Origin of the sequence: Vibrio sp. FF266 (assembly GCF_041439695.1) — a bacterium.
GTDB classification, from domain to species: domain Bacteria; phylum Pseudomonadota; class Gammaproteobacteria; order Enterobacterales; family Vibrionaceae; genus Vibrio; species Vibrio tasmaniensis_A.
Genome location: NZ_JBGOOO010000001.1, coordinates 356,010 through 375,593, shown reverse-complemented (window position 1 = coordinate 375,593; position 19,584 = coordinate 356,010). Strand labels below are relative to the sequence as shown.

Genomic DNA, 19,584 nt, shown 5'->3' with positions numbered 1-19,584 from the left:
TAAGAATCCTTTTTCTTTCGTTATTTATATTTTAGTAAATGTAAGGTCGCTTAGGGATTAAGCTTGAGCTTGTTCAGCTTCTTCTTCTGTTTCACATTGGTTTGGAATTGTGCAGCCTTGGCCTTCTACTGGTAGGTAAGCACCGATAACACGTGGGTACAACCAACCACCAAAACACGCACCAGCAATTGGAGCAAGAATTGGAACGATGAAGTAAGGAATATCACGAGCACCGCTTAGTGCGAAATCCCAACCTGCAAAGTAAGCGAACAGTTTTGGTCCGAAGTCACGAGCAGGGTTCATTGCAAAACCCGTCAGTGGACCTAAAGAACCACCGATAACCGCGATAAGAATACCGATCAGTAGAGGGTTCATTGCACCGCGAGATGCGCCGTTGTTCTCATCACCTAACGCTAAAATGGCAAACATCAACACTGCAGTAATCACGAATTCCACAGCAAAAGCGCCGAAGAAAGAAAGTGAAGCATGTGGGTAAGTCGAGAAGATACCAGCAGTTGATAGTGCGTCTTGGCTGCTACGAACGAAGTTATGTGCGATCTCGTAGTCAGTAAATAGGTTGCTGTACAGGCTGTAAACCAATGCTGCAGAGCAGAAAGCGCCAAGCAGTTGCGAAATGATGTAAGGCACCACTTTCGCTTTATCAAAGCCATGGAACATGGCCAGTGCAATCGTTACGGCTGGGTTGATGTGTGCGCCTGAAACGCCGGCAGTACAGTAAATTGCAATCGCAACACCGAAGCCCCAGATGATGCTGATTTCCCATTGTCCGAATGTCGCACCAGTTAATACCAGAGCGGCCACACAGCCAACGCCAAAGAATATGAGTAATCCTGTACCGATAAATTCAGCCAAGCATTGCCCAAATAAAGAAGGGTGTTTGTTTGTTGTCATGTTCGAGTCCTTTTTAGTTTTGCTTATCTAGCACGCGTATTGTGCATAAATTTGCGAACCCGAAAATAAACGAACATCAAAAGTGAGCGTTTGAGCATGAAATTGTTAATTAAAGTCACTTGAAATGTTAATCCGAACACTTTTGCTCGAAAAAGATGCTCGCATGAACGTCATTGCTCGAATTGATAGGTTGCGAAGTCGCTCAAACTACCTATATGTAAATGAATGCGCAACTGGTACGAGGAGTTTGTGCTCGGATTTGTGATGCCACTTCGTGAGTGGTGGATTATTAGACTTAATTAGGGAGGGCTGTGTGATGTTTTTGCTATGTAACAAGGGCGTTAACCAATGAGCTTATATGCATAAATGAATAAACTGCCAACTAAGTTGTAGTTTGGCAGTTTCAATTTGGATGTTTGTTCTTATTATAAGTTAAGAACTTACAGCTCTAAACCAGAGCTGCAACTTTTCCTCTCGCAACCAACTGAGCTCGGATTGAGTCATACACCCAGTTGAACGTAATCGCGTACAGCACGAAGAAGATAACAATTCCGATATCCATTACTAGTACTGTCCAGAAATCGAGTTGAAGTACCCACATCAGTAGCGGGAACGTCACCAGCATCAAACCCAGTTCGAAACCTAAGCCGTGCAGAATACGTGTTTTCTTGGTTCGTTGGCTGCGGTCAGCGCCGTAAATCTTGTCGTAACCGTAGTTGTAGACGTAGTTCCACGTCATCGCTATCAGTGACAAAGACAGTGCCAAGCCTGCCATTTTTACTGCTCCGCCCCCAACAATGTAAGTTGCCGCCACGGCCATCAAAATCAAAGCTGCTAATTCAAATAGCACCATGTGTAACATGCGTTCTTTATGTGACATCTTTTTACTCTCTTTATGTTTTCTAGCCTCTATGGGCCAATGACTTGCCTAGATAATATCTATTTAAGTGATAATATAAAGATAGTTAGCATCACATATGGTGATAGTAAGTGTTAGGAGATACCGAATGTACAACATAGAACAGCTGAAGATGTTTGTGTATGCCGTTGAATTAGGGTCATTTTCTGCCAGTGCTCGTGAGTTGGGCAAGGTCCAGTCGGCGGTAAGCCAAGGTATCAGTAATCTTGAAATAGATTTTAATGTTGAGCTTTTTGATCGTTCGACTCGAAAGCCTTCACTAACCAAAGCGGGCGAGCAGTTATTTAAACAGGTGAAAGCAATCGTGCTTCAGGTTGAAGATCTGAATGTGACGGTTAGTGCGATGGGTAGCGGTGAAGAGGGGCTCATCAAAATTGCATTAGATGATTCATTACTGGTTCCGAATTTATCTAAGATCCTTAGTCAGTTCAGTCAACAATTCCCTGCTACTGAAGTTGAACTGGTTGCGTGTACCACAACAGAGGTTAATCCGTTAATTATCGAAGAGAGAGCCGACATTGGACTGATGTTTACCAATTTGGCTTTTGATGTAGGCTCTGAGCCTTGCTTTATCGGTCACTTACCGTTTATTGCTGTGTGTCATCCAAGTCATTCGCTCGCAAAAACAGGTGTGGCGAAACTCTCTGATTTACTCCCGCATCGTCAGTTAATGTTGAGGGGAGACAAAGGCAAGGTGATGGACCAGTTTCCGCTGATTGCCGGAAAGGTATGGTGGTCGAACAGCTTTATTGTGATCAAAGAGATGGTACTTGGCAGCGATATTGGCTGGGCATACTTACCCAAGCACCTTGTCGAAGAGGAGCTGAATAAGCAGCGTTTAGTGGAGATTAATGTCTCATTCGATCACAAAACGTGGTCGCCGCCCGTTGATCTTGTTCTGTCTAAAACACGCTCTAAAGGTCCTGCATTACTTTGGCTTGAACAAGCATTGAAAGGCTTATTAGACGAAACTGAATAAAGAAAAGGCTCACCGCTTAGCGTGTGAGCCTTTCTGTTTAAAGTGATACTGCTTGCTTGCTTGCTAGATGTAGATGTAGACGCTAGACGCTAGGTTTAACCGTCTGACCGTTGTAGTACTTGTCTTTCATCTTAAGCGCCACGTTCACTAGGTAAATCAACACAGGTACTTCAATCAGTGGACCGATAACACCGGCAAACGCTTGGTCTGAGTTGATACCGAATACTGAGATAGCAACGGCAATCGCTAGCTCGAAGTTGTTACCTGTCGCTGTGAATGCAATTGAAGCGTTCTTGTCGTATTCAATACCCATCTTCTTACCAATGAAGAAGCTGATGAAGAACATCGCTGTGAAGTAGATAGTCAGTGGAACCGCAATCAACAATACGTCCATTGGCAGCTCTACAATCATCTCGCCTTTTAGGCTGAACATCAGAACGATAGTCGCCAATAGCGCAATCAGTGTGATTGGCGAGATGCGTGGAATGAACACATCGTTGTACCACTGCTCGCCTTTCATCGACACCAGGATCTTACGGCTTAGGAAGCCCGCTAGGAATGGGATTCCTAGGTAGATAAGAACACTGTGTGCAATATCGATCATCGAGATATCAACCATCATGCCTTCGTAACCAAATACTGGTGGAAGAACGCTGATGAATAGCCACGCCATAAAGCTGTAGCTCACCACTTGGAATGTACTGTTTAGAGCAACCAATGCCGCGCCATACTCTTTGTTACCGCCGCCGATGTCGTTCCAAACCAGAACCATCGCCACACAACGAGCAAGACCAATCAGAATCACGCCGACCATGTAACCTGGGTGGTCACCCAAGAAAGTCAGTGCCAACACAAACATCAGAATTGGGCCAACAAGCCAGTTCATGATCAAAGATAGTTTGATGGCTTTCTTATCTTTGACCACAGTGCCTAATAGGTTGTAGTTAACCTTAGCCAGAGGCGGGTACATCATTAAGATAAGGCCAATCGCAAGTGGAATGTTGGTGGTACCAACCGACATAGATTCGTTCCACTGCTCGATCTGTGGGAATAGGATGCCAAGCAGTACACCAAGACCCATGGCAATAAAGATCCACAGCGTTAAGTAGCGATCTAGAAAACCTAATTTTGGCTTCATGATATTTTCTCTTTGGTTGATATCGTTAATCGTCGAAAAGCGATATTGGGAAGCAAAAAAATACGCTTAATTTATTCCGTATTCGACAAACTAAGCGCGATAAATCTATTTCAAAATAGTGTCGATTAGCGTCTCAAATTGATGAATATTATCTCGATTAATGCGGTAGCACATCTTCGGTGGTATCGATTCAGCAGTGATGAAACCAGAGGTTTTCAAGATTCTTAGGTGCTCTGATACTGTCGATTGCGCCAAACCTAATTCACTAACCAAGTCACTGTTCAAACAGCCGCCCGATTTTTCTAGCGTTGAAAGGATACTCAATATACGAACTCTTGCCGGGTGAGCGAGCGCTTTGGCCAGAGCTGCCATTTGCGTTTCAGCTTCGGTATCACCATGTCCGATTGGTAGAGCACAGCCACCAGTTGTAGGGCAAGTTTCGTTCATATTGATGTTTCGCTTTCCATAATCGTTAAAAGACGATTGATGGTAGGCCTATTTCTTTTATTGGTCAATGCGAAATTTATAAGTCGCCTTAAATTGGCATCTCAGAACAATGGTTTTAGTTAAGCTTGATATTCGATTTTTATCTGTTTTTGCCTTCTTATTGCGCATAAACAAGATCTTAGATTTAAACAGAGAAATCGACCGAAAAGCATTGCATTCACTGGCTACTCTAGCGATATAATTGAACGCAGAACCGTTACACAAGATAACGAAAAATCATAATTTGCTATTTAATTTTCATACCAATCACAGTAAGTAAATGATCAGAAATAGCGCAGGGAAAAGACTTGAGAACAAGGCGGAATTTTTTGATAAGTAGTTATTCTACAATCAAAAATTCTAACGCAGTTATCGAGTATTTTAACCAGCTAGGATGAACAGTTATTTACTACGATTGGTATTACTTATAGGTAAGCCCTGAAATGCCACAACAGAACATCAAATTTATCGCTGCTGATATGGACGGCACTCTTCTTAATGAACACGGAAAGTTAGACCCAGAATTCTTCAATCTTTATGAGCGGCTAGAAGCTCAAGACATCATTTTTTCTGCGGCATCGGGCCGCCAGTACTACAGCTTGATGGAGACTTTTGCTCCACTTAAAGATCGCATGATGTTCGTTGCTGAAAACGGCACATTAGTGATGCACAAAGGCCAAGAGCTCTACAGCTGCTTGCTTGATACTGATGCCATCAAAGACATCATCAAAGAAGCGCGTGCCATTGAAGGTGCACACGTTGTGCTTTGTGGTAAGAAGTCTGCATACATTGAAACCAAAGATGAGCGTGCTTTAGCGGAGATCTCTAAGTACTACCATCGCCGTGAGCAAGTAGAAGACTTACTGGCGGTAGAAGACGATTTCATCAAGGTAGCTATCTGTCACTTCGACGGTTCACAAGAGAAAGTGAACCCAACTATTGATGCCAAATTCGGTGAGAACTACCAAGTGGTTGTCAGTGCAAAAATTTGGTTGGATGTGATGAACGCTGAAGCGTCAAAAGGTGCGGCGATTAAACATCTACAGAACACTTTAGGTTTCACTTACGAGCAGACCATGAGCTTTGGTGACTACCTCAATGACTTGGAAATGCTTAAAGAGAGCTACCACTCTTACGCGATGGAAAACGCCCATCCTAAGCTGAAAGAGATTGCGCGTTTTGGCGCGCCAAGTAACGTTGACGCGGGTGTGTTCCAAGTACTTGAGAAGTTGCTAGCGTAACGCTCTTAAGCTCGACCCGATTTTTGTCAAAGCCAACTCGTGAACATGAGTTGGCTTTTTTGTTCGTTAATGTTGAATTTAGTTAAATTTGAACGATTGTTCAGGTTGTTGTAGTCTGAAGATAAATTGGATGCCTGCTTTTACTGCAGACATGCCTTATCAATGATCACTTGGAATGACGATGAGCAAGAAACTTCAACTCGATATTATTTCTGACGTAATGTGCCCATGGTGCGTAGTCGGCTACAAAAACTTAGAGCAAGCCATTATAGAACTTGGTTTAGCGGAGCAAATTGAACTTGAATGGCAGCCGTTTGAGTTGAATCCAGATATGCCGCAAGAAGGTGAAAACCTGCGTGACCATATCATGAGAAAATACGGCTCTAGCGCAGAAGAGAGTCAAAGTTCACGCGAACAGCTTGCGGCGCGTGGCAAAGCGGTTGGTTTCGATTTCAATTTCTATGACAGCATGAGAATGGTGAATTCACGTCACCTACATGTGTTGCTCGATTTCGCGTTGGCGCATGGCAAACAGACTGAGTTAAAGCTACGCTTCTTTACTGCTCATTTTTCAGAGCAGAAAGATTTGTCCGATCTTGAGGTTATCGCGCAAGAACTTGAAGCAGTTGGCTTAGACTCAACGAAAGCACTGAAGCGCCTAAAGAACATCGATAACTTGAAGCAAATTGAAGCGCAAGAGTTTGAATGGCAACGCATGGGAATCTCAGCGGTTCCTACCGTGGTATTCAACCGAAAGAGTGCAGTCACTGGTGCGCAGACGGTAGAAACATACAAGCAAATTCTTCAAGAGCTTATTGCTGAATCATAAGCCGATTATTGGTATCAATTAGAGTCTGAATTTCATGGAATCACTGTCACTCGCTCAAGCGCAAAAAATTGTACTGCTTTCGCAAAAATTGCCGCCCAAAAAGCAACGCAATGGAGGCACTTTGGCGAACACGCTGTCTGCGATTGAAAACCTTGGATATGTGCAAATTGATACCATCTCTGTGATTCAGCGAGCTCACCATCATACGCTGTGGAATCGTAATCAAGACTACAAGCTTGATCATCTGGATAAGCTGTTAGAGCGTCGAGAAGTGTTTGAGTATTGGTCGCATGCCGCTGCGTATTTACCCATGCGTGACTTCCGATTCAGCCTACATCGCAAGAATGGCTTTGCGAGCGGTAAGCTCAAGCATTGGTATAAAAAGGATGACGCACTCATGGATCATGTTCTCAAGCGAATTGAGAATGAAGGGCCGTTGATGGCGAAAGACTTTGAAGGGGATAGGCCAAACCCCGGCGGGTGGGGCGGTAAACCGGCCAAGCAAGCACTAGAAACCTTATTCATGCAAGGCGACTTAATGGTGCCAAGCCGAGTAAACTTTCATAAGGTGTATGACCTTACCGAGCGAGTTTTGCCGAGTGGCATTGATACCTCTGAACCGACTGAACAAGAGTACATCGAGCATCTCATAAAGCGTTACTTAAAGGCTAACGGAGTTGGAATAGCGTCCGAAATGAGCTACCTACTCAAGAACACTAAGCCTTTGATTCTGAAAGCTCTCCAACAGATGCTTGAAGATAAGCAGGTTCTGAAAGTAGATATTCAAGGCTCTGATTACTATGTCCAGCCAGGTGCTTTTGAACTGCTGAATCAACCTCTTTCCAGAACCAAGTTAAAGATATTGTCTCCGTTTGATAACCTGTTGATTCAACGAAAGCGAATGCAATCATTGTTCAACTTTGACTACCTCCTTGAGTGCTATGTGCCAGAGGCCAAGCGTCAGTTTGGTTACTTTAGTTTGCCGATTCTGTGGCAAGGTAAGCTGGTGGCGCGAATGGATTGTAAGGTCGACAGGAAGACCCGTTTACTCAACATTCGTAACTTGGTTGTTGAAGACAGAGTTAAAACCCATGAGTCATTGATTCACGCTTTGTGCGAAGAACTTAAACACTTCATGGTGTTCAACCAATGTGATGAGATGATCGTCCATAACACCACACCTTCTGATCTTGGCAAACGCTTGATGAACCATTGGCAAACGGTTTAGTGGCTTTGTTGTTTAGAAAATTCTTCATTACTTAAAAGCCTTTTTGTGAATTAGTCAGCGCTTAGCTATTCGGAAAGAGAGGCTAATAAAAACTCGACAAAGGTTCGGTTTTTCAATGACAGTTGTTTGGTTTTGTAGAGCAAGTGAATCGGCTTTGGTAACGGCGCCATGCCGGGTAGGATTTCCAATAGCATTCCACGCTCAATTTCTTCGGTAACTAAGATAGTCGGCTGTAACAACACACCTACGCTTTGTAGAGCGGCATATCGCAACACATCACCATTATTCGACATCAAGCGCACACGTTCTTTGTTCGGTGTGGCGTGAGGAGCTTGGCTGCTGTAACTGAACCCAAGCGACGGGTGCTGCGCCAAGTCTTCTAATACTCTGATTTCAGCATGTTGGTTAAGGTACTCAGGAGCCGCGCAGTAACACATCTCATAATCCCCTAAGTATCTGGCGACTAAACTTGAATCGGACAGGTCGCCAATTCGCACAATCAGGTCAATGTCGGATGAATAAGGGTCGACAAGGTCATTATTCAACATCAGCTCAACGTTAATGGTTGGGTGATGTGCGAGAAATTTGGCCACAATCGGGGCGAGCACCTTGTTTCCATAGGTAACTGGGCAGTTAATTTTTACCGTGCCTTGCGGTTGATTTTCCAAGGTCTGAATCAGGTTCTCTGCATTGCTGATGTCTTCGAGAATTCGCTTACACTCACGATAGTAAAGCTGCCCTGAGTCGGTTAACGATTGCTTACGCGTGGTGCGGTGGATCAGCTGAGAGTTCAGACTGGTTTCTAAGGAATGGACATGCTTACTGATCATGGTCGCCGACAGGTTGAAGTGGTTGGCGGCGCTACGAAAGCTGCCTTGTTCCACCACGTAGACGAAGACTTTCATGCTGGTTAACTTATCCATTAAACACTCTTGGTTGATAAACAATAAACAAAACGTGAGTTTATCAATTATTAGGGGTTAATTATATTAATGGCAAACCGATAATTAACTAAAATAAGAGCGTGAAATGCCTCAAATGAACGAAACCATCTTTGTTACTGCCGAACTTAAGATCAAAACTAACATAGAGCGAGCTGCTGCGATCGAAGCCATCGAACAGTTTTGTTTAGACATGCAAAGCGAGCCGGGCTGCCTGCAAGCGATTGCAACCTATGATCAAAGTCAAAGCGATCGCGTGATCTTGCTTGAGCAATACGCAAACCGCGAGGCGATCAATCAGCACTTTGTGATGCCTCATACCCAAGCGTTTATTGAGCGTGGTATTACGGAATTAGTGCAAGCATTTGAAACGCAACGTGGACCTATCAAAGCACAAGAGCAGGAGATCTAAGACATGAAATGGGGAATCCTAGGAACCAGCTTTATCTCAGGCGTAATGGCGGATGCGATCAAAGGCGATGCTCAAAGCGAGCTGTATGCCGTTGCTGGTCGTACTGAAAAAACACTAAACGAGTTTGCTGCCCAATACCAACCAACATTAACCTTCAACAGCTATGAAGCTTTGATTGAAGATGAGTCAGTCGACATTATCTATATTGCCCTACCAAACCATATCCATCATGAGTATGTGAATAAAGCGGCTCAAAAAGGCAAAGCGATCTTGTGTGAGAAGTCTCTATCGGTTGATATGGAAAAAACCGAGCAAGCTCTGCAAGCGGTGAAAGAAGCGGACGTATTCTTTGCTGAAGGTTTGATGTATCTAAATCACCCGCTTATCGCTAAGCTTCATCAAGAGTTGGCAACCGGTGAGATTGGTGAAGTGCGCTCAATCCAAGGTTCCTACGTTGCGGCGATTGATCAGTTCGTAAATCCTGCAAGTAAAGGCGCGTTGTACAACCTGGGTTGTTATCCAATGTCGCTGATTCATTCTGTTGCGCAGCAGCAATCTGGCGAGAGTGTGTTCGATGATGTGCAGATCTCGGCAATCGGCCGACGTGGCCAAGATGGCAATATCTGTGAATCGTCGGCGATGATGCGTTTCAACGGCAGTTTTACCGCGCAAATCCACACTGCTGAAGATCACGGCTTAAAGCATGGCTTCACGATTCTAGGTAGCAAAGGCTGTATCACGCTAGATACTAATCCATGGCTACCGACGGCAGAAAACACGTTTACGGTAGAGATCTATGAGACGTCGACACGTGAAGTGAAAGTCGAAGCGCAAGGCGATGGTTTCCATTATCAAGTGCGCAATATCCGCCAAGCGGTTGAGCGAGGTGACACACAACTTGCTGCCCCAATGGCAACTCACCAAGACTCTCGCGTGATCATGAAGTTACTGACTGATTGGGAACAAGCGGCGAGCTAAGATCTTCGTAAATTCGTATTCGACTCATGTTTGATTGCCTCGTCAGTGATCAAGCATGAGGCGTTTCCTCTATATCTTCCAGTAGACTCTTCCCAATAAATACTTTGCATTTGAAACAGCCACAGTGTCCAATGTCGGTTAAAACAATATTGACCGAAAAACCTTATTTTTTAAGGTGTTGAATAGGAACTTTGCTTCATGCGCAAATCAGATAAGAAGATCGAAAATCAAATCAGAGACGTGTTAACGGACGTGTGTGAAGATACGTTGAAAAGCTACGATGGTTTTCTTTGGGTGACTCATACGGTCAATTTCTCTTCATTCCCGCAAAGTTTGAAAATCGTCTGCGTATTCGACACCAATCGAGATAGAACGAACTTTTTAGAGGGGAGAGGTCAGCAGAGTGCCTCTCGGGCTATCCAACAAGCGTTCAATCAAGTTGGGGTTCAACTGAAGAATATCGATAAGCATGTTAGCTACGATACACAAGAAAATTGCGACCGCGACCATCAAGGGAAGTGGAACAAGAGGTTGTAAATAGGTTTGGGGGATCAGTGACCTGAGTGCTTAGGTAATGTAATGTAATGGCTGGGGGGCTATTTAGTTTATTTTAATCAATGGGGAAAGAACCGGGAATTATTAAATTTCGGTTAACCTAATATTAACAATGCTTGTCTTTTTCAGCGCATGAGTTAACTCTATTTTTGAGTAAATATAATTGAGGTGAATGGGTGTCACGTATATAAGTATCGCTAATTGAAGCTGACGTATTTTTATGATTAATAGGTAAAAATACAGTTAGTCACTGAGAATATGTGTGTAGGCGCACTTGAACTTCAATGGTATTTAAATGAACAAAAATAAAATCACCCTAACAATCCTCGCAATTTTACCTTTGCTTTCAGCATGTGGTAGCGATAGTAAGAGTCCAGCCGCTACGACCCCTACGCCGGCACCAATCCCTGGGTTTACCTTGCCAAATGAATCGAAGTTGATTACCAATTACAATATCGATAGTGCTTTTAATACGGTATTCCCAAGTAACTACCAGATAGCGAAAGATGCAGGTTTTGATTACTTTATTAAAATACCGTTACGCTCAGATTCAAGTATTAGTATTACCATTCTTGCGACAAAAGGTAGTGATGAGGATTTGCGTCAAGCCATTGGTGTGTGGACTTCTCTTTTGTCCGAAAATGGAGCGAATACAGAACTGAGTAAGCTTGATGTCTTTAAATCGATAAGTCAGCGTCAGGGTACGCTTCTTATGGCATCGTCAGAAGGTGATATTGGTAATCTTCAGCAAGAGCTACTGAGGTTGTTGAAAGCGCGTGAGCCTAAACTTGCCTCAGCTACAGCTGATAACTACCTGCAGCTGATAGCTTCAGATAATGATCTATTCAAAAAATATGGTTGGTTTGTTCATAGCCAAGCGCTTGGTTATAACGAAACGACATACGTTGGTGAGACAGAGTATTTCACTGGTTATAATTCCGTTACCAATGTAGGTAAAAGAGATGCTTCAATAGAAGAAATTCTTCATATAACTCAAGCTCAAGGAATCGCTCCCTTAACTGGTGAAGGGGATAAAGGCGGGTTACAGAAGAGAATAACTGAACATAGCTTGAGTATCTTCAAAGATTATAAATATGAGAGCGTAAAAGGCCTATATGTTTACGAAGATAAAGACCCTAGCAAAGATTATGTGGCTAAAAGTTCCATTTGGAGTCCACAAGCCGCAGGCGCAACTCTTGATGAAAAACGTGAAGAACAATGGGATGGCGATTGGGGCGGTGACGATATAGGTAAAGACCTAGGAATGCCTGAGCAGTATAAGATGGGGCAAACCTTTTCTCACGAGTATTTTGCCGCACTAGCAGACACGTATTACGGGATGTATGGTGGGTTTAATTCAGAGTTTGGAGGAATGGATAACTACCGTTACGTTACCCGAGAAACTTTGCCTAGTGATAGTACTGGTTTTGCGATCGTCAAAGAATTCTTGCCTGAATATCATCAGTATACGGCGCGGATTGACAGTTCAAAGGTCAATACGTATTTAAATGCAAATCCGTCTTTAAATAATACATTTAAGATCCAAATCTCTTCTGATGATAAAGAAAAGTACACCTTTAAATCTCAATATATTAAAAATTTGAAAATCGTAGGTTCTGAGGCTTTAGATATACTTGGAAATTCTCAGGATAATTATTTTGAGGGGAACTCTGCCAATAACACTTTCGATGGTTCTGATGGTACCGATGTATTGAAAATAAACGGTAATAAAAACGATTATTCGATTAAAAAACTGACCGGCGGTGTGACACAAATTTCTGGTAAATCGATTGGAACGGACAAGATTACCAATGTGGAATATATTAAATTTAGCGATGAGGTTGTTAAGGTAGACAAAATCTAGCTAAAGCGACTCAAGCACCTACATATATCCCTTCTATTTATTCCGTTGAAAACCACTTACATCCGTAGGTGGTTTTCATCGATTTATACTGACACAGCAAGCCTAATCCCCCTCTCATTTGGTTTTTATACGACCGACATAATCATTTCATCCCGAACTCAAATGACCTTAGAGGTGAAGCTGTCATTTCCCTTTTAAGCTGGCGGTAGTTTCAGATTGTCTTCATTCGGGTATTCGATGGCACACTTAAATGCTCGTCGAACCGGGTGGCTTAATGCTTGAACTATGAACTTTTCTAGACGATACTTTTTTCGTACATTGCTCCCTAATTTGACACGTAATATGTTGATTTTGAATGAGGTATTTTGATTGGCAATAGTATCGATTAGGAAATTTGAATCATGAAAACCTACATTTCTGTGCTGCTCGCACTTATACCGTCATATTTAATTACCGGCTATTCTTTTGCTGTTGGTACAGCGGTTGTGCTGCCAGGGCAACATGAAGCTGGTGTTGATCTTTCGGGCTCCCCATTGTCTGCGAATGCCGTCATAGATTGGGAAATTGCGAACAGTGACCTCGTATTTGGCTCTTATGCAGATAAAACCGACAATAAGCGAGCTACGACAATTGGGTATATGTATAACCAAAAATTGGAGCTCAATTCTGGTTGGTTGGAGAACGACCTTCGTAATAACGCAGAGTTGCATGGCGTTAATTTTGAAAACTTCTTTCTCCATTTTTCTGAAGATACAGTGCTCGCAGAAGTCGATAACACCCACGGTGAAAATACTCTCTTAAGTGGAAAGCCTATGATCTTGGGCTATACAGCCAGTGAAGACCATGCTGGCTTTTGGCTGTATCAAGAGCCTCCGTGGGATGCTGATGTGTTTGAGAATTTCGAACTGGGCGGGGCTTTGTATGTCTATCATGCTGAACAGTTCGAACGTCTGACCTTTAAGTTCTCACAGTTTGCTGTCAGCGGCGAATTCTGGATTGAATACCCAACAGCTATTGACTCTCACGGAAGGGTTTCACAGTGGGAAAGGCTCGATGTAAAGAAAGACCAAACGCTCAATATGACCAGAAACCAATCGGTGATTTGGAACCTTCCGGGTAACTGGGTAAGAGCCACAAATCATGATGGCAGTGGGGTGAGTTATGGTGGCGGCCAGTATTTTGGTTCAACCTTTTTGAGAGAGGGTGGCCGTTTATACGTTGTGAGAGTTCGTTGGCAAAGTGAGAACGCAGACGACAGGCCGCGGTTAAAAGAAGTAAAACTCAAAAACAGCTTTCCAACCGTTAAGTTAACCGACGCTCCGACCACAACTCCGGATGGCAATGCTATCAGCCAATGGCGAAAAATTCGTGGCTTTGACGTGTCTGCAGACCTGAATGGCGATAACTACTTGTCGCCAAGCGAGTATCGAAATCGAACCAATAAGAATGCGACAGCGCGTTTTCGTTGGGAATCAAGAGTGGTGCCATTTGGTCGAATGTGGAGCACGAATTCATCTTGGTCGTTAACGAACGTCGCAAACGCGGATTATTTATCGGCCATTCATCGCTACTACAAGCAAAGCTGGGCAATCCAAGGTTTGAATGGTGCATACAACGACGACACAAATAAACTCATTGGCTCGAACCAGTTCTATGTCCATTCTGGCGGACATGTTCAAGAGTTAGGAGCTGTTGCGGGTTCAAATCAAGCGGATGCTCTCTACACGCAACAATTTTCAGCGTTTCTCAAAAATCTATCTGCTTTAGAAAGTGATGCGTCTATTGGGTTGAACATTGGTACGGCGAACTTGCTGGGTCGAAATGGGCAGTCTCATCTTAGCGAAGCCGGGTCTTTGTATCTGAGAGAGCATTACATTTTTCCGTCTACTGGATTTAGTGGTTACTCGGGGATCTCTAAATTCTGGGATAATTCTGCGCTCGCCTACAATGGAAAAGGAGTAATTTTTCAGGCGACAACGCGTTACGGGCGAGTCCAGTATCTAGGAAATAGTGAAGAGAATTGGAAGAAAGACCAATACTCGACCCTAGCGATTTACCACCTCAATCGACATGCTCAACACAGCTATTTTAATCAGTGGAACAATAGTTACGTCTATGGGAGTGATAACACGACTGCAGACATTTTCTGGCAAAGTGGTGTCCCTAAAAATATCGCTTATCAACCAAGTTCGTTATTAGCCGTTGATTTGGGAGAGCCGAGTCATCAGGTCCTACAGGGATTTGAGCCAATCCCTTTGATGCTATCGACAACGACACCTCAACCCACAGACTACACCATCGTTGGTGATTCATCGATGAGTGAAGTGGTGCATGCTGATCTGCCTAATGGTATGACTCACGTTCTACCTACGTTCACGTACTTTATGTATCAATCTAAAAATCAGGTGGCAGCTGGTGGCCCTGAAGATATGGTGTTAGCGAGAGAGTTCAGCAATGGTCGTGTGTTGTATCGCACGGATTTCCACGGTAAGAATTCGAGCTTTTATGAGGCAGAGAAGCTGATGATTGTATTGGACGTGCCGATGAAGCCTGTCGATGAAAACGGCAACATCGGAGAGTATGTGACTGAAATTCATATTGGCGGTTATGAAGGGCTGTTCTTGCTTTATTAGAATTATTTAGATAGACGAAGGGGATCATTTGATAGAGCAGGAGGCAGAAGGCTCTAGAAATTTTGCATATCGACTGATTGATGACTGAAGCCAATTGATTTTGCCGCATTTAGTAGAGCTTGTTGGGTCTTGAATACCCTTGGTTTCAGCTTTCGGTCGGACTCTAAGAAACTATTTATTCCCCATTTGCTGCTTAGAACCATCAAGTAATAGCCATCATTGTTTGGAGAGTTTACGGCAATTGCTGATTCTAAATCGCCACGTTTGAAATGCTCCTTAAATTCGCGTAATACCATATCAATATCCTTATTCGATGATTAAAAAAGGGAGCGAATCGCTCCCTAATTAATGTTGGTACTAATGATTACAAGAATGCGCGGTATGGCAGTTCTGGGTCATTTTTAAAGATATCTGCAAAACCACGGAAGTGTTGGTAGTGCATGCGACCTTTATCTGTAGGGTAAGTGTATCGGCCACCGACTTGCCAGAAGAAAGGTGCGAAGCCGTATTGCAGACGTTCTTTCTTCATGTTCCACAGCATTTCAATTTCACGTGGGTCATTTTGGAAGTTAGCCCAGATATCGTGGTGGAAAGGAACAACGACTTCACAATCCAAAGATTCAGCGGCACGTAAAATGTCTGAAGACGTCATTTTGTCAGTTACGCCACGTGGATTTTCACCGTAAGAAAGCAGTGCAACGTCGATCTTGTGGTCATTACCGTGCTTAGCGTAGTAGTTTGAGTAGTGAGAATCACCAGAGTGGTAAACTGAACCGCCTGTCGTTTCTACTAGGTAGTTCACTGCACGATCGTCCATGCCACCTAAGATATCAGTGTCTAAAGAAGAAGTGCCTTCAGGAAGTGTCACTAGAGCAGTACGGTCGAATGCATCAAGAACCTTAATATTGACGTCTTTGATCTTAATCTCGTCGCCAACTTTCGCGATAACACAACGATCTTCTGGCACACCCCATTTCATCCATAAATCAACACACGCTTTAGGACCAATGAATTTAACGTGCTCGCCACAGTTTTGTAGAACGGCTGCAGCAACGTTGATGTCAATGTGGTCGCCGTGATCATGAGATGCCATAACCGCATCGATCTCTTTAATAGCGAAAGGGTCCAATGGGAAGATTGCAGTACGTAGGTTTGGCTGAAGTGCTTCAACACCGCCCATACGCATCATTTGGTGCTGGTTTTTCATTTTTTGAACAGCTTGTGTTTTTTTACCAGTACCACACCAGAAGTCCATTGATAGGTTTGCACCACCTTCTGATTTTAGCCAAATACCTGTACAGCCAAGCCACCACATAGAAAATGTATTTGGTTGCACGACGGTTTGCTCGATCTCTTCATTTAACCATGTGCCCCACTCAGGGAATGTATTTAGGACCCAAGACTCGCGAGTGATTTCGTTTACGTTGCTCATGATAATACCTTTTATTTCAATAATTTGATTAATTTTGGATGTAGGGAGCCGAGCGCCTTAATTTTGATTAAGGCACTGAGCTAAATTTATTATTATTGGTGGGCTAGTTAGCCTTCGATTTAAACTAGGATGACTTGCGTCCCTTGAGCTTCAATCCGCTTGACGACTTCGGGGTTGGCATCTTTACCAGTGATGACGATGTCTATTTGCTTGGTGCTGCAAAAGAGCATTCCGGTACGTTGTCCAACCTTTGAACTGTCGACAACAACAACGAGTTTATCGATCTGTTCAAGCATTTGCTGCTCTGCTACAGCAGTTAACATGTCGGCCTTGTAGAGGCCAGCATCGGTTAAGCCTTTACCAGAGGTAAACATCCAGTTTCCGGCATAGCCTCCCAGCGAATTGGGCGCGGGATTTAAAAAGATGTTCTGCGCTTTGTTGTATTGACCGCCAATGATGATGACATCGTCATGATCTTCGTTGATCAAGTAGCTTGCGAGTGGGAAGTAGTTCGTTACGATCTGTACATCTTCCCCACATAACTGTTGTCCAAGTAGGAACGCAGTAGAACCACAGTTGATCACAACTGTATCTCCAGCCTCGCAAAGTCCTGCTGCTGCTTGCGCAATCTCTGCTTTCTCTTCATAGAACTCAGTGCTGTTGATATTGAGTGGTGACCACTTTCTCTTCTGATTCTCTACTCGCTCAGCGCCATTTCGAACTTTTCTAAGTCGGCCAACTTCATCTAATTTAGCGATGTCACGTCTTGCAGTAGCAGGTGAAACACTAAATTTATCAATAATATGTGAGACGTTTATTGTCTGCATATCTTCTAATAGCGACACGATGCCGTTATGTCTTTGTACTTCATTCATATTTATCACTCTTTATGTCGTTGTGACAATTTGATGATTACTTTTGATTTGTTTTGATTCTAATAATCACCATCATGATTGTCAAACTACATTGCTATAAAAACTAGATCTTAATCACAATGATTTATAAGTTATTGATTTTATTTGATTTGTTGTTTTTTGGTGTGATCCGAAGCTCAATTAGGCACATTCTGGGTGTGGTTAATTGATATAAATCAAAGTAATCACAAGCGAGCATTGAATGATTACTTTTGATTGGTAAAGTCTAATTCGTGAGCAAAAATAGACATCATCACATCCTACATACCATTAAAATTAAAATTAATCAGGGGTAAAGATATGGAATTCTTATACGATATTTTCTATATTTTTTACAGTCAGGTAATGACCAAAGCACCTTTGCTACTCGGTCTTGTTACTTGTCTGGGTTACATTCTACTCAAGCGTGACGCAACAACTATTATCTCCGGCTCTATCAAAACCATCGTTGGTTTCATGATAGTGCAGGTAGGTGCAGGAACATTGGTAGCGGGTTTCAAACCAGTGATTCTGAAAATGAGTGAGATTCATGGATTGACGGGGTCAGTGATAGATCCGTACACAACCATGATGTCTACCATGGAGACCATGGGAGACAATTATTCTTGGGTTGGATATGCCGTATTACTGGCACTTGGTCTCAATATTCTTCTTGTTGCCTTCCGCCGCATCACGGGCATCAGAACCATCATGCTTACGGGACATATCATGTTCCAACAAGCTGGCCTCATTGCTGTTTTCTACTTCGTGCTTGGTGCAGGTATGTGGGAAACCATCATCTATTCAGCAATATTGATGGCGTTGTACTGGGGTATCTCGTCTAACATCATGTTCAAGCCTACCCAAGAGGTTACTGGCGGGGCGGGTTTCTCTATTGGTCACCAACAACAGTTTGCGTCATGGGTAGCGACAAAGGTTGCTCCTAAGCTTGGCGACAAAAATGACAGCGTTGACCACATCAAACTGCCTAAATGGTTACACATTTTCCACGACAGTATCGCAGCGACAACGCTAGTCATGACTGCTTTCTTCGGCATTATTCTTCTTTCATTTGGTCTTGATAACCTTCAAGACATGGCAGGAAAAACACACTGGTTTATCTATATTTTCGAAACTGGGTTGAAATTCGCAGTGGCTATTCAAGTTATCGTCACCGGCGTCCGTATGTTCGTAGCGGAATTGTCTGAGGCATTTAATGGTATTTCTCAACGCCTTATTCCTAACGCTGTGTTAGCAATCGATTGTGCGGCTATCTACGCATACTCTCCAAATGCAATGGTGTTCGGTTTCATGTGGGGCGCTGTTGGTCAATTCACAGCCGTTCTTGCAATGTTAGCCTTTGATTCTCCTATTATGATCATTCCTGGCTTTATCCCAATGTTCTTCTCGAACGCGACGATTGGTGTGTTTGCGAACCACTTCGGTGGTTGGAAAGCGGTAATGAAGATCTGTTTCGTGATGGGCATCATCGAAGTGGTTGGTTCTGCTTGGGCAATTCATATCTTTGCTCAATCGGGAGCAGAGTTTAATGGCTGGATGGGTATGGCTGACTGGGCTCTGGTATTCCCACCTATCATGCAAGGTATTTCGAGCTCTAACATGTTCTTCTTCGGGATTTTGGCTTTAGCTGGTGTCTACATGTACTTCGCTTCTAAACAACTACGAGCTGAAGAAGACGCAGAAGCTGCCGCTGAAACAATGACCGCAGTAACACCTGAGGGCATTGAAGTCGCAGTACCACAACAATCAACAGCAACTGATCAATCTCTATCAGCTCCTACAACGTCAGAAATTCGCGTCTCACCAGCAGCTGAACAGAAACCGGTTCGTGTCTTAGTGTGCTGTGGTTCAGGGCAAGGTTCTTCAATGATGTGCTCTAAGAAAATCAAAGAGTACTTGGACAAGAAAGGCATTCCTAGTTCGACCTTTAACAGCGCTATCACTGATTACAAATCGCACCTTGGTTCATTCGACATCATCGTTACTTCGGTTGCTCTGGCAGCGAAGATCACGGGTCTGCCTGAAGGTAAGCAACAGTTAGCGGTTAAGAACATGATTATGGTGAAAACTTTCGGCGACGAGCTTGTTTCCATCATCGAGAACAACTTTCATAAATAATTAAA

18 protein-coding genes are annotated in these 19,584 nt (G+C 43.4%); 10 read left to right on the top strand and 8 right to left on the bottom strand.

The window, feature by feature from the left end:
- Positions 1–57: 57 nt before the first annotated feature.
- Positions 58–912: an MIP/aquaporin family protein gene (locus tag ACED59_RS01635; protein WP_004732234.1), complete on the bottom strand. Its 855-nt coding sequence runs from the start codon at positions 910–912 to the stop codon at positions 58–60.
- A 448-nt stretch (positions 913–1,360) separates the two neighbouring features.
- Positions 1,361–1,792, bottom strand: a complete 432-nt coding sequence (locus ACED59_RS01630; RefSeq protein WP_017096304.1) for a PACE efflux transporter — start codon at positions 1,790–1,792, stop codon at positions 1,361–1,363.
- A gap of 127 nt (positions 1,793–1,919) precedes the next feature.
- Here ACED59_RS01630 and ACED59_RS01625 point away from each other — a divergent pair, with 127 nt between their 5' ends.
- Positions 1,920–2,810: a LysR family transcriptional regulator gene (locus tag ACED59_RS01625; protein WP_017096303.1), complete on the top strand. Its 891-nt coding sequence runs from the start codon at positions 1,920–1,922 to the stop codon at positions 2,808–2,810.
- An 82-nt stretch (positions 2,811–2,892) separates the two neighbouring features.
- Here ACED59_RS01625 and arsB read toward each other — a convergent pair whose 3' ends face one another.
- On the bottom strand, positions 2,893–3,948 hold the full coding sequence (gene arsB / locus ACED59_RS01620; protein ID WP_017096302.1) for an ACR3 family arsenite efflux transporter: 1,056 nt from the start codon (positions 3,946–3,948) through the stop codon (positions 2,893–2,895).
- A gap of 105 nt (positions 3,949–4,053) precedes the next feature.
- Positions 4,054–4,395, bottom strand: coding sequence for a helix-turn-helix transcriptional regulator (locus tag ACED59_RS01615; protein WP_017096301.1), 342 nt, complete (start codon positions 4,393–4,395; stop codon positions 4,054–4,056).
- Positions 4,396–4,877: 482 nt separating this feature from the next.
- On the opposite strand from ACED59_RS01615, the gene ACED59_RS01610 reads away from it, so the two are divergent.
- From ACED59_RS01610 to ACED59_RS01600, 3 genes are all read left to right on the top strand, one after another.
- A complete protein-coding gene (locus tag ACED59_RS01610) occupies positions 4,878–5,675 on the top strand; it encodes a Cof-type HAD-IIB family hydrolase (protein WP_017096300.1) in 798 nt (265 codons plus the stop codon).
- Positions 5,676–5,856: 181 nt separating this feature from the next.
- Positions 5,857–6,504 (top strand): DsbA family oxidoreductase, encoded by a 648-nt coding sequence (locus ACED59_RS01605; protein WP_017096299.1) that lies wholly within the window; start codon positions 5,857–5,859, stop codon positions 6,502–6,504.
- A 34-nt stretch (positions 6,505–6,538) separates the two neighbouring features.
- A complete protein-coding gene (locus ACED59_RS01600) occupies positions 6,539–7,732 on the top strand; it encodes a winged helix-turn-helix domain-containing protein (protein ID WP_017096298.1) in 1,194 nt (397 codons plus the stop codon).
- A gap of 65 nt (positions 7,733–7,797) precedes the next feature.
- On the opposite strand, the gene ACED59_RS01595 is transcribed toward ACED59_RS01600, so the two are convergent.
- Positions 7,798–8,655, bottom strand: a complete 858-nt coding sequence (locus tag ACED59_RS01595) for a LysR substrate-binding domain-containing protein (protein WP_017096297.1) — start codon at positions 8,653–8,655, stop codon at positions 7,798–7,800.
- 106 nt (positions 8,656–8,761) lie between these two features.
- Here ACED59_RS01595 and ACED59_RS01590 point away from each other — a divergent pair, with 106 nt between their 5' ends.
- The 5 genes from ACED59_RS01590 (at position 8,762) to ACED59_RS01570 (ending at position 15,115) form a co-directional block, all read left to right on the top strand.
- Complete coding sequence (locus ACED59_RS01590) at positions 8,762–9,085, top strand: putative quinol monooxygenase (protein WP_017100305.1); 324 nt, start codon at positions 8,762–8,764, stop codon at positions 9,083–9,085.
- Between the two features lie 3 nt (positions 9,086–9,088).
- Positions 9,089–10,063, top strand: coding sequence for a Gfo/Idh/MocA family protein (locus ACED59_RS01585; protein WP_017096295.1), 975 nt, complete (start codon positions 9,089–9,091; stop codon positions 10,061–10,063).
- 198 nt (positions 10,064–10,261) lie between these two features.
- Entirely contained in the window at positions 10,262–10,600 is a 339-nt protein-coding gene (locus ACED59_RS01580) for a hypothetical protein (protein ID WP_017096294.1), read from the top strand.
- A gap of 313 nt (positions 10,601–10,913) precedes the next feature.
- Complete coding sequence (locus ACED59_RS01575; protein ID WP_017096293.1) at positions 10,914–12,482, top strand: hypothetical protein; 1,569 nt, start codon at positions 10,914–10,916, stop codon at positions 12,480–12,482.
- Positions 12,483–12,883: 401 nt separating this feature from the next.
- Positions 12,884–15,115 carry a hypothetical protein gene (locus ACED59_RS01570; RefSeq protein WP_017096292.1) on the top strand — a complete coding sequence of 744 codons (2,232 nt, stop codon included), beginning with the start codon at positions 12,884–12,886 and terminating at the stop codon, positions 15,113–15,115.
- 53 nt (positions 15,116–15,168) lie between these two features.
- On the opposite strand, the gene ACED59_RS01565 is transcribed toward ACED59_RS01570, so the two are convergent.
- From ACED59_RS01565 to ulaR, 3 genes are all read right to left on the bottom strand, one after another.
- Positions 15,169–15,411 (bottom strand): hypothetical protein, encoded by a 243-nt coding sequence (locus ACED59_RS01565; RefSeq protein ID WP_009845904.1) that lies wholly within the window; start codon positions 15,409–15,411, stop codon positions 15,169–15,171.
- A 68-nt stretch (positions 15,412–15,479) separates the two neighbouring features.
- Positions 15,480–16,547: an L-ascorbate 6-phosphate lactonase gene (ulaG, locus tag ACED59_RS01560; RefSeq protein WP_017096291.1), complete on the bottom strand. Its 1,068-nt coding sequence runs from the start codon at positions 16,545–16,547 to the stop codon at positions 15,480–15,482.
- A gap of 119 nt (positions 16,548–16,666) precedes the next feature.
- On the bottom strand, positions 16,667–17,422 hold the full coding sequence (ulaR, locus tag ACED59_RS01555) for an HTH-type transcriptional regulator UlaR (protein WP_017096290.1): 756 nt from the start codon (positions 17,420–17,422) through the stop codon (positions 16,667–16,669).
- Between the two features lie 339 nt (positions 17,423–17,761).
- Here ulaR and ACED59_RS01550 point away from each other — a divergent pair, with 339 nt between their 5' ends.
- Complete coding sequence (locus tag ACED59_RS01550) at positions 17,762–19,579, top strand: PTS ascorbate-specific subunit IIBC (RefSeq protein WP_017096289.1); 1,818 nt, start codon at positions 17,762–17,764, stop codon at positions 19,577–19,579.
- Positions 19,580–19,584: the final 5 nt, after the last annotated feature.